Origin of the sequence: Salmonella enterica subsp. diarizonae, from assembly GCF_008692785.1 — a bacterium.
Taxonomy (GTDB): Bacteria; Pseudomonadota; Gammaproteobacteria; order Enterobacterales; family Enterobacteriaceae; genus Salmonella; species Salmonella diarizonae.
In genome coordinates this window covers 333,357-344,724 of record NZ_VXJV01000007.1, presented here as the reverse complement: position 1 = coordinate 344,724, position 11,368 = coordinate 333,357, and the positions used below count along the sequence as shown (strand labels likewise).

The following is an 11,368-nucleotide window of genomic DNA, read 5'->3' as shown; positions in this document are numbered from 1 at the left end:
ATGAACAATATGAACGTAATTATTGCCGATGACCACCCGATTGTACTGTTCGGTATTCGCAAATCACTTGAACAAATCGAGTGGGTGAATGTTGTCGGCGAATTTGAAGATTCCACAGCATTGATCAATAACTTGCCGAAATTAGATGCGCATGTATTGATCACGGACCTCTCCATGCCGGGAGATAAATACGGCGATGGGATCACCTTGATCAAGTACATCAAGCGTCATTTTCCGAGCCTGTCTATTATCGTTCTGACCATGAACAACAATCCGGCGATTCTGAGCGCCGTGTTGGATCTCGATATTGAAGGGATTGTACTCAAACAGGGTGCGCCGACCGATCTGCCTAAGGCGCTGGCCGCGCTGCAAAAAGGCAAAAAATTCACCCCGGAAAGCGTTTCTCGTCTGCTGGAGAAAATCAGCGCTGGCGGTTACGGGGATAAACGCCTGTCGCCAAAAGAGAGCGAAGTATTACGCCTGTTCGCCGAGGGTTTCCTGGTCACCGAAATCGCCAAGAAGCTCAACCGCAGTATTAAGACCATCAGCAGCCAGAAGAAATCGGCGATGATGAAACTGGGCGTAGAGAATGATATCGCGCTGCTCAACTATCTCTCTTCCGTCACTCTGAGTCCGACAGACAAAGAATAAATCGCTTTCAGGTTACTATGCCTGATGGCGCTGTGCTTATCAGGCCTACCAATTGATGCATCTTTTGTAGGCCGGATCAGGCAACGCCGCCATCCGGCATTTTTTATACCCGCGTTTTACGTACCCGCTCGGCATATACCGCCAGCGTCTGTTTCAACACATCCAGCGTCACAGGCTTCGACAAACAGCTATCCATACCGGACTCCAGGCAACGTTGTTTCTCTTCCGCCAGCGCGTTCGCCGTCACGCCGACTACCGGCAGCGTCAGCCCAAGCTGACGGATACGCTGCGTCAGGCGGTAGCCGTCCATGTTCGGCATGTTCACATCGCTCAGAACAATATCGATAGAATTTTTACTCAGCACATTCAGGGCGTCCACGCCATCATTGGCTGTCTTACACTGATACCCCAGTGATCCCAGTTGATCGGCCAGCAAACGGCGATTGATCGGATGATCGTCAACGACCAGAATCATCATGTCGTCATTTGAATCTGCGGTTTTATCCGCCGTCGGCAATGCGCTGGAAAGCGCTTCACTATCCAGCTCAATACTATAGATACGCGCCAACAGCGCGGGCAACTCATGCACCGACGCTACACTATGCACCCACTCGCCCGGCGCTCTTTCCAACGGAATCCCGATATGACGGCGGCAAAAGACGACCGCCGCCCTCCCCTGCCAGGTATGCTCCAGCGCATCATCGACAATCAAAATATCGTCCGCGGCGGGTTCTTGTCCTTCATAACGCTGCGTATGAACGCCGCTACGCGCCAGACTGGTCTCAATAAACTGGCACAAAGAAGTATTGCGCACCGCCAGCCAACAGCAGGTTCCGGCGAGTCCTTCCACACCCTTTTTCACAGGGTATTGCGCGCCATAAAGCGGGATGCGCAGCGTAAACTGGCTTCCCATGCCGGGCTCTGAATCGACGGAAATATCGCCGTCCATCATGCTGATCAATTTTTCGCAAATCGCCAGCCCCAGACCGGTCCCCTGAAAGTTACGCTGTACGCCGGTGCCCACCTGGAAGAAGGGATCGAACAGGCGAACCACCTCTTTCGCCGGAATACCGACGCCGGTATCCCTCACGCGAATGCTGAGATAATCGCCGTCACAGCGCACATGCAGCACGATGCAGCCAATATCGGTAAACTTAATGGCGTTGCTCAACAGGTTTGAAATGACCTGCTGTAAACGCATCGGGTCGCCGTTCAGCGATACCGGCACGTCAGGCTCAATAAAACAATACAGGCCGAGCTGCTTACGCACCACCAGCGGCAGATAATTGGCGGTGATATGATTCATTACCTCTCGTGGTGAAAATTCGCGTGGCTCAATCTTTAGCTGTTCCGACTCGATTTTCGAGAAGTCGAGAATGTCGCTGATAATTTTCAACAACAGACTGGAGGAGTTATTCATCGCTGTGACCAGACGATCCACGCCTTTTGGCAGCTCTTTGGTTTGGAGCAGATCGAGATTACCGATGATACCGTACAGCGGCGTGCGTAATTCATGACTGACGGTCGCAAGGAACATGGATTTAGACTGGCTCGCCTGCTCCGCCGCCTGCGCCATCTCCTGCAGCGACTCTTCCATTTTGACGCGTGTGCTCACGTCTACCAACACGCAAATCGCAACGTTTTCATTGCGATAGCGGGAATGTACGAAGCTAATTTGCAAATTGGTATTATTACTGGTCAATACATCAACGAAGTTGACCTGCTGGCCGCAAATGATTTGCGTCAGGCGCTGTCTGTCTTCATGCGTGAGCATGTTCAGATAGGTGTGCGCCAGTTCGTTACTCAGAATATTGACACCATCAATAGTGCGCAGAATACAGATCCCCACCGGCGCAGAGGCAACGATTTTACGGTTGAACTGTTCATGCTCTTCCAGACGCTGAGCATCGCTCTCCGCCGGAATAAAAATGCGCCGCTCATACATCCGCGCAAGCGTAAACAGCCCTGCGCCCACCAGCACGTTCAGCAGGATAGCGTTCAGGATAAGAATACGAATACGCTCCAGGACTAAATCTACCGGCACAGAATAGACAATACTCAGCGAGGATGGCGGCAGGCTTTTTTTAAGAACCAGTTCGTGAAAACCCGGCGTATAACCAAACCAGGAACGCTCCTGCATCCAGCGCGGTTCCGCTTTAATATTGCCATCAGGACCGGTCAATGAAATCAGCGAATGGCCGTTCTCATCAATAATGGTGACGCCCATCGGCAAACTGCCCGGCGTGAAAAAATTTTCCATGCGGATGGACTGCTCGACGCCCAGCAGCGCCTGCAGACGGTTGGCCAGATACACCGGCGTCAGCGCATAAAAATAGCCCACGCCCTGACGCGAGCCCTGGCTTATCCAGAAAAGGTTATTCCCACTTTCTTCCTGCGGCGCGTTGCGGTATTTCATAATCCGCTCATGCAGCGCTTTTAACGCATCATCGCGCTCCACGGGCATTTCACGCAGGCCGAAATTCGCCATGCAGAGATTATCGCTGCCAATCAGGAAAACGCGGTTAAGATCATACGCCGCAGAAAAGTTGTCGCGCCAGTAACGCATAAACCAGGCCAGTGACTCCAGCGAACCGCGCCAGGCGGAGCCCATTGCCGCACAGTCAGAGTCGGCGAATAGCGGTTCAAAATCCGGCACCACCATTTTGTCATCACGCGCACGCGACGACATGACGCCGTTTTCCGCCGTTAAACGGTTCTCGGCGATATATTTGAGCTCTTTCATCACGTCCGACGTGCGCTGGATAAAACGCTGCGCCTGATCGGAGCTAAGGTTGAACTCCTGACGAATTTCAGACTCCCGCTGGTGCAGGGCATTGACGATGTAAAACACCGAAACAAAGGCGATTAAGAGCCAAATGAGTAACGCCAACGCTCTGAATAAGTAGCGTGAGACCTTCAGCGTGGTTCGAAAGGAAGCAAGGTATTTCAAAGGGGCGAAGCTCCGCCTCAGGATGTAAATAGAGTGTGACTAAGGTAGCGGTAAATGACGTAGCCCGCAACGGCAAAGAAAAAGGGCCGGATATCCGGCCCTCGCACAGCAATAACATTACTCGTCAGCGTCATCCGCAACGTCGTCATCGCTTTCCGCTTCCGGGGCAATATCCTCATCCCCTTCCGCCACGCTGCCGTCGATGGCGTCGAGTTCTTCGTCATCTACCGGTTCAGCAACGCGTTGCAGACCCACCACGTTTTCATCTTCCGCCGTGCGGATAAGGATAACGCCCTGGGTATTACGTCCGACTACGCTGATCTCGGACACACGGGTACGCACCAGAGTACCGGCATCCGTGATCATCATGATCTGGTCGCAATCGTCTACCTGTACCGCGCCGACAACGGAACCGTTGCGCTCAGTCACTTTGATAGAGATAACGCCCTGCGTCGCACGAGACTTGGTCGGGTACTCGTCCGCTGCGGTACGCTTCCCGTAGCCGTTTTGCGTTACGGTCAGAATAGCGCCTTCGCCGCGTGGGATGATCAGAGAGACCACTTTATCGTCTCCCGCCAGCTTAATACCGCGCACACCGGTCGCAGTACGCCCCATCGCACGGACGGCGTCTTCTTTGAAGCGCACCACTTTACCCGCGGCCGAGAACAGCATGACTTCGTCAGAACCAGAAGTCAGGTCAACGCCAATCAGTTCGTCGCCGTCGTTGAGGTTCACCGCGATAATACCGGCGGAACGCGGACGGCTGAATTCGGTCAGCGCCGTTTTCTTCACGGTACCGCTGGCGGTCGCCATAAAGACGTTCACGCCTTCTTCGTACTCACGAACCGGCAGAATCGCGGTGATACGTTCGTTGGCTTCCAGCGGCAGCAGGTTGACAATCGGACGACCGCGCGCGCCACGGCTGGCTTCCGGCAACTGATAGACCTTCATCCAGTACAGACGGCCCCGGCTGGAGAAGCAGAGGATGGTGTCATGGGTGTTGGCCACCAGCAAACGATCGATAAAGTCTTCTTCTTTAATACGCGCGGCAGATTTACCTTTCCCGCCGCGACGTTGCGCTTCGTAATCCGTCAGCGGTTGATATTTGACGTAACCCTGGTGAGACAGCGTCACGACAACATCTTCCTGGCTAATCAGATCTTCGATATTAATATCGGCGCTATTGGCGGTGATTTCGGTACGGCGCTCATCGCCGAACTGCTCGCGAATTAACTCCATCTCTTCGCGGATCACTTCCATCAGGCGATCGGCACTGCCCAGAATGTGCAGCAGTTCAGCAATCTGCTCCAGCAACTCTTTGTATTCGTCGAGCAGTTTCTCATGCTCCAGGCCGGTCAGTTTCTGCAAACGCAGATCCAGAATCGCCTGCGCCTGCTGTTCAGTCAGGTAGTACTGACCGTCACGCACGCCAAATTCTGGCTCCAGCCATTCCGGACGCGCCGCGTCATCACCGGCGCGTTCCAGCATTGCAGCGACGTTGCCCAGATCCCACGGACGCGAGATCAGCGCCGCTTTCGCTTCCGCCGGCGTTGGCGCACGACGGATCATCTCAATGATCGGGTCGATGTTCGCCAGCGCAATCGCCAGAGCTTCAAGGATATGCGCACGGTCACGGGCTTTACGCAGTTCAAAAATAGTACGACGCGTCACCACTTCACGGCGGTGGCGCACGAACGCTGAAATGATATCTTTCAGGTTCATGATCTTCGGCTGGCCGTGATGCAGCGCCACCATGTTAATACCGAAGGAAACCTGTAGCTGGGTCTGGGAGTAGAGATTGTTAAGCACCACCTCGCCCACCGCATCGCGTTTCACTTCAATCACGATGCGCATCCCGTCTTTGTCGGATTCGTCACGCAGCGCGCTGATGCCTTCCACGCGTTTATCTTTCACCAGCTCGGCGATTTTCTCGATCAGGCGCGCTTTGTTCACCTGATAGGGAATTTCGTGCACGATGATGGTTTCACGGCCCGTTTTCGCGTCAGCTTCAACTTCCGCACGGGCGCGGATGTACACTTTACCGCGACCGGTGCGGTAGGCCTCTTCGATACCGCGACGACCGTTGATAATGGCCGCCGTCGGGAAATCTGGCCCCGGAATATGTTCCATCAGCCCTTCAATGCTGATGTCTTCGTTGTCGATATACGCCAGGCAGCCGTTAATCACTTCCGTCAGGTTGTGCGGCGGGATATTCGTCGCCATACCTACTGCGATACCGGACGAACCGTTGACCAGCAGATTCGGAATTTTGGTCGGCATGACGTCCGGAATTTTTTCCGTGCCGTCATAGTTATCCACGAAATCCACCGTCTCTTTTTCGAGATCGGCCATCAGTTCGTGGGCGATTTTCGCCAGACGGATCTCCGTATAACGCATTGCCGCCGCGGAGTCGCCGTCAATAGAACCGAAGTTACCCTGACCATCCACCAGCATGTAACGCAGCGAGAATGGCTGCGCCATACGAACGATGGTGTCATACACTGCGGAATCGCCGTGGGGATGGTATTTACCGATTACGTCACCAACGACACGGGCAGATTTTTTATAGGCTTTGTTCCAGTCATTGCCCAATACGTTCATGGCGTAAAGTACGCGACGGTGTACCGGCTTCAGGCCATCTCGGACATCCGGCAGCGCACGGCCAACAATGACCGACATCGCATAATCCAGATAGGAGCTCTTCAGCTCTTCCTCAATGTTGACCGGTGTAATTTCTCTCGCAAGGTCGCTCATCTAACCGCTATCCCTCTACTGTATCCCGGATTCAAAGGTCGCAAATTATAACACAACCGCGTTGATTGAGGTAAACCAATACCGTTTATTCGCCGGGAATGCCTGATATACTTATTCGTCTTGCTAAATAAGGAGTAGAAGCCCCTATGAATGCCGAAAAAGCGCCGGAACGCCATAACGTTGACCATGAAGAAATTGCCAAATTTGAAGCAGTCGCGTCACGCTGGTGGGATCTGGAAGGCGAATTTAAGCCGCTGCACCGTATTAACCCGCTGCGTCTGGGCTACATTGCCGAACGTTCCGGCGGCCTGTTCGGTAAAAAGGTGCTCGATGTCGGCTGCGGCGGCGGTATTCTGGCGGAGAGCATGGCGCGCGAAGGCGCTACCGTTACCGGGCTGGATATGGGCTTTGAGCCTTTGCAGGTCGCCAAACTGCATGCGCTGGAAAGCGGTATCAAGGTAGAGTACGTGCAGGAGACGGTTGAGGAGCATGCGGCAAAACACGCTCAGCAGTACGACGTCGTCACCTGTATGGAAATGCTGGAGCACGTTCCCGATCCGCAATCGGTCGTCCACGCCTGCGCCCAACTGGTTAAACCCGGCGGCGAGGTGTTTTTCTCAACGTTGAACCGCAACGGAAAATCCTGGCTGATGGCGGTCGTCGGCGCTGAGTATATTCTGCGCATGGTGCCAAAAGGCACCCACGACGTGAAGAAATTCATTAAGCCCGCTGAACTGTTAGGCTGGGTAGATGAGACCGTCCTGAAGGAGCAACATATCACCGGGCTGCACTACAACCCGATTACCAATACTTTTAAACTCGGCCCCGGGGTAGACGTTAACTACATGTTGCATACCCGCGCCAAAAAAGCGTGACGTCAAAGAATTTTCTTATGAAGGTTGCGTCAGATCATCGGGCGCAATCTTTCTCTTCGATGAAGAAATCAGCACTCGATCAAATTTTGATTTTTTTTTATGAATTGTTGACATCCTCTCCAGGCCTTATCAGACGCGCATTTAGCGATTCTTACTCTTTTGCAACCGCAATTTAACGCCAAAATCAACTCTTGTACTCAAAAGAATCCCTACTAGAATACTCACCATATAGCGTTTCATTTATCGATCACCCCCTATATATAGTATTTATCCACAGAGTTAGTCACAATGTGGCGTTGTGGATAAGCGGGGGATATTATTTCTTTCACGGACAGGTAAACAGGTAGAAAACCACATGAATCAGAGTCTGCTGGTGACAAAGCGTGACGGCCGTACTGAGCGCATCAATCTCGACAAAATTCATCGCGTTCTTGATTGGGCGGCAGAAGGACTGAACAACGTATCGGTTTCTCAGGTCGAGCTACGCTCGCATATTCAGTTTTATGATGGGATTAAGACCTCCGATATCCATGAAACTATTATTAAGGCCGCCGCAGATCTGATCTCTCGCGATGCGCCGGATTATCAATATCTGGCCGCGCGCCTGGCGATTTTCCACCTGCGTAAGAAAGCCTTCGGCCAGTTTGAGCCGCCCGCGCTTTACCACCATGTGGTAAAAATGGTTGAGCTTGGCAAATACGACAATCATCTGCTGGAAGACTACACGGAAGAAGAGTTCAAGCAGATGGATTCGTTTATCGTTCACGATCGCGATATGACCTTCTCCTATGCTGCCGTTAAGCAACTGGAAGGTAAATATCTGGTGCAGAACCGCGTGACCGGCGAAATCTATGAAAGCGCTCAGTTCCTTTATATCCTGGTGGCCGCTTGCCTGTTCTCGAACTATCCGCGTGAAACGCGTCTTGACTATGTAAAACGTTTTTATGATGCGGTCTCTACGTTCAAAATCTCGCTGCCGACGCCCATCATGTCCGGCGTGCGTACCCCGACCCGTCAGTTTAGCTCTTGCGTACTGATCGAGTGCGGCGACAGTCTGGATTCCATCAACGCCACCTCCAGCGCCATTGTGAAATATGTTTCCCAGCGTGCCGGTATCGGTATCAACGCGGGCCGCATCCGTGCGCTGGGTAGCCCGATTCGCGGCGGCGAAGCCTTCCACACCGGCTGCATCCCGTTCTACAAACACTTCCAGACGGCGGTGAAATCCTGCTCGCAGGGCGGCGTGCGCGGCGGTGCGGCAACGCTCTTCTACCCGATGTGGCATCTGGAAGTTGAAAGCCTGCTGGTGCTGAAAAACAACCGCGGCGTGGAAGGCAACCGCGTACGTCACATGGATTACGGCGTACAGATCAACAAACTGATGTACACCCGTCTGCTGAAAGGCGGCGACATTACGCTGTTCAGTCCCTCCGACGTGCCTGGGCTGTACGATGCATTCTTCGCCGACCAGGAGGAGTTCGAACGCCTGTACGTGAAATATGAAAACGACGACAGCATCCGCAAACAGCGTGTGAAAGCGGTCGAACTGTTCTCGCTGATGATGCAGGAACGCGCCTCTACCGGCCGTATCTATATCCAGAACGTTGACCACTGCAATACTCACAGTCCGTTCGATCCGGTTGTCGCCCCGGTACGCCAGTCTAACCTGTGTCTGGAGATTGCCCTGCCGACTAAACCGCTACACGATGTCAACGATGAAAACGGCGAAATTGCATTGTGTACGCTGTCTGCATTCAACCTGGGTGCCATTAAAACCCTGGACGAGCTGGAAGAACTGGCTATTCTGGCAGTACGCGCTTTGGATGCGCTACTCGATTATCAGGATTACCCGATTCCGGCCGCCAAACGCGGCGCAATGGGCCGCCGTACGCTGGGCATTGGCGTGATTAACTTCGCCTACTGGCTGGCGAAAAACGGTAAACGTTATTCCGACGGCAGCGCCAATAATCTGACGCATAAAACCTTCGAAGCGATTCAGTACTATCTGCTTAAAGCGTCCAACGAACTGGCGAAAGAGCAAGGCGCCTGCCCGTGGTTCAACGAAACCACTTATGCAAAAGGCATTCTGCCGATCGACACCTACAAAAAAGATCTGGATGCGATCGTCAACGAGCCGCTGCACTACGACTGGGAACAGTTGCGTGAATCGATCAAAACCCACGGTCTGCGTAACTCCACGCTATCGGCGCTAATGCCGTCGGAAACGTCGTCCCAGATCTCCAACGCCACCAACGGTATCGAACCACCGCGCGGCTACGTCAGCATCAAGGCCTCGAAAGACGGTATTTTGCGTCAGGTCGTGCCGGATTATGAGCATCTGAAAGACGCTTACGAGCTATTGTGGGAGATGCCGAACAACGACGGTTATCTGCAACTTGTCGGTATTATGCAGAAGTTTATCGACCAGTCGATTTCCGCCAATACCAACTACGATCCGTCGCGTTTCCCGTCAGGAAAAGTGCCGATGCAGCAACTGCTGAAAGATTTGCTCACCGCATATAAGTTTGGCGTGAAAACTCTGTACTATCAAAATACCCGCGACGGCGCGGAAGATGCGCAGGACGATCTGGCGCCTTCTATTCAGGACGATGGCTGCGAAAGCGGCGCTTGTAAGATCTGATGAATAGTGCCGGGTAGCGCGATGCTTACCCGGCCTACGATTGTACGGTTTGTAGGCCGGATAAGGCGCTTGCGCCGCCATCCGGCGCTCATCCCATAAAGGATTCACTTCAATGGCATACACCACTTTTTCACAGACGAAAAACGATCAGCTCAAAGAACCCATGTTCTTTGGCCAGCCGGTCAACGTTGCACGCTATGACCAGCAGAAATATGACATCTTCGAAAAACTGATCGAAAAACAGCTCTCTTTCTTCTGGCGTCCGGAGGAAGTCGACGTCTCCCGCGACCGTATCGACTATCAGGCGTTGCCGGAGCACGAAAAACATATCTTCATCAGCAACCTCAAATACCAGACGCTGCTGGATTCCATTCAGGGACGTAGCCCGAACGTAGCCCTGCTGCCGCTCATTTCTATCCCGGAGCTGGAGACGTGGGTAGAAACCTGGGCGTTTTCCGAGACGATTCACTCGCGCTCTTACACCCATATTATTCGTAATATCGTCAACGATCCGGCGGTTGTTTTTGACGATATCGTGACTAATGAGCAAATTCAGAAGCGCGCCGAAGGTATCTCTGCCTACTATGACGAACTTATCGAGATGACCAGTTACTGGCATCTGCTGGGCGAAGGCAGGCACACGGTGAACGGCAAAACCATTACCGTGAGCCTGCGTGAACTCAAGAAGAAGCTCTACCTGTGCCTGATGAGCGTCAATGCGCTGGAAGCCATCCGCTTCTACGTCAGCTTCGCCTGCTCTTTCGCATTTGCCGAGCGTGAACTGATGGAAGGTAACGCCAAAATTATCCGTCTGATCGCCCGTGACGAAGCTCTACATCTGACCGGCACGCAACACATGCTGAACCTGCTGCGTAGCGGCGTGGACGATCCGGAGATGGCGGAAATCGCCGAAGAGTGTAAACAGGAATGTTATGACCTGTTCGTACAGGCGGCGCAGCAGGAAAAAGAGTGGGCGGACTATCTGTTCCGCGACGGTTCGATGATCGGCCTGAATAAAGATATTTTGTGTCAATACGTTGAATATATTACTAACATTCGTATGCAGGCGGTGGGACTGGATCTGCCGTTCCAGACCCGCTCTAACCCAATCCCGTGGATCAATACCTGGTTGGTGTCCGATAACGTTCAGGTCGCGCCACAGGAAGTGGAAGTTAGCTCTTATCTGGTCGGACAAATCGATTCGGAAGTCGATACCGACGATCTGAGCAATTTCCAGCTCTGATGGGACGCGTCACGCTGCGCATCACTGGCACACAACTGCTGTGCCAGGATGAACACCCTTCTCTGCTGGCCGCGCTGGAATCGCATAACGTTGAGGTAGAGTATCAGTGCCGCGAAGGATATTGCGGCTCCTGTCGTACCCGACTGGTTGCCGGTCAGGTTGACTGGATTACGGAACCTTTAGCGTTTATCCAGCCGGGAGAAATTCTGCCCTGCTGCTGCAGGGCAAAAGGCGATATCGAAATCGAGATGTAA

At 53.1% G+C, this 11,368-nt stretch carries 7 protein-coding genes; 5 read left to right on the top strand and 2 right to left on the bottom strand.

The genetic code is table 11. The features are described 5' to 3' along the window. Entirely contained in the window at positions 1–651 is a 651-nt protein-coding gene (gene rcsB, locus F4V72_RS16670) for a response regulator transcription factor RcsB (RefSeq protein WP_001061919.1), read from the top strand. Between the two features lie 103 nt (positions 652–754). Here the strand turns inward: rcsB and rcsC are convergent, their stop codons facing one another. Together rcsC and gyrA are read right to left on the bottom strand one after the other, a co-directional pair. Next, positions 755–3,601, bottom strand: coding sequence for a two-component system sensor histidine kinase RcsC (gene rcsC, locus F4V72_RS16665; protein WP_053530057.1), 2,847 nt, complete (start codon positions 3,599–3,601; stop codon positions 755–757). Between the two features lie 117 nt (positions 3,602–3,718). Continuing rightward, the gene (gyrA, locus tag F4V72_RS16660; protein WP_001281275.1) at positions 3,719–6,355 is read right to left on the bottom strand and encodes a DNA topoisomerase (ATP-hydrolyzing) subunit A; all 2,637 of its coding nucleotides are present in this window, start codon (positions 6,353–6,355) and stop codon (positions 3,719–3,721) included. A gap of 146 nt (positions 6,356–6,501) precedes the next feature. On the opposite strand from gyrA, the gene ubiG reads away from it, so the two are divergent. From ubiG to yfaE, 4 genes are all read left to right on the top strand, one after another. Beyond that, a complete protein-coding gene (gene ubiG / locus F4V72_RS16655) occupies positions 6,502–7,230 on the top strand; it encodes a bifunctional 2-polyprenyl-6-hydroxyphenol methylase/3-demethylubiquinol 3-O-methyltransferase UbiG (RefSeq protein WP_023248479.1) in 729 nt (242 codons plus the stop codon). A gap of 355 nt (positions 7,231–7,585) precedes the next feature. Next, the gene (gene nrdA, locus F4V72_RS16650) at positions 7,586–9,871 is read left to right on the top strand and encodes a class 1a ribonucleoside-diphosphate reductase subunit alpha (RefSeq protein ID WP_063390642.1); all 2,286 of its coding nucleotides are present in this window, start codon (positions 7,586–7,588) and stop codon (positions 9,869–9,871) included. 112 nt (positions 9,872–9,983) lie between these two features. Continuing rightward, complete coding sequence (gene nrdB, locus F4V72_RS16645) at positions 9,984–11,114, top strand: class Ia ribonucleoside-diphosphate reductase subunit beta (protein ID WP_023248481.1); 1,131 nt, start codon at positions 9,984–9,986, stop codon at positions 11,112–11,114. Further along, a complete protein-coding gene (gene yfaE / locus F4V72_RS16640; RefSeq protein WP_000533921.1) occupies positions 11,114–11,368 on the top strand; it encodes a ferredoxin-like diferric-tyrosyl radical cofactor maintenance protein YfaE in 255 nt (84 codons plus the stop codon). The genes nrdB and yfaE overlap by 1 nt, the downstream gene beginning before the upstream one ends.

Coding starts and splice junctions, on each gene's coding strand:
- rcsB (WP_001061919.1), top strand. CDS start 1: ATGAACAATATGAACGTAATTATTGCCGATGACCACCCGATTGTACTG.
- gyrA (WP_001281275.1), bottom strand. CDS start 6,355: ATGAGCGACCTTGCGAGAGAAATTACACCGGTCAACATTGAGGAAGAG.
- ubiG (WP_023248479.1), top strand. CDS start 6,502: ATGAATGCCGAAAAAGCGCCGGAACGCCATAACGTTGACCATGAAGAA.
- nrdA (WP_063390642.1), top strand. CDS start 7,586: ATGAATCAGAGTCTGCTGGTGACAAAGCGTGACGGCCGTACTGAGCGC.
- nrdB (WP_023248481.1), top strand. CDS start 9,984: ATGGCATACACCACTTTTTCACAGACGAAAAACGATCAGCTCAAAGAA.
- yfaE (WP_000533921.1), top strand. CDS start 11,114: ATGGGACGCGTCACGCTGCGCATCACTGGCACACAACTGCTGTGCCAG.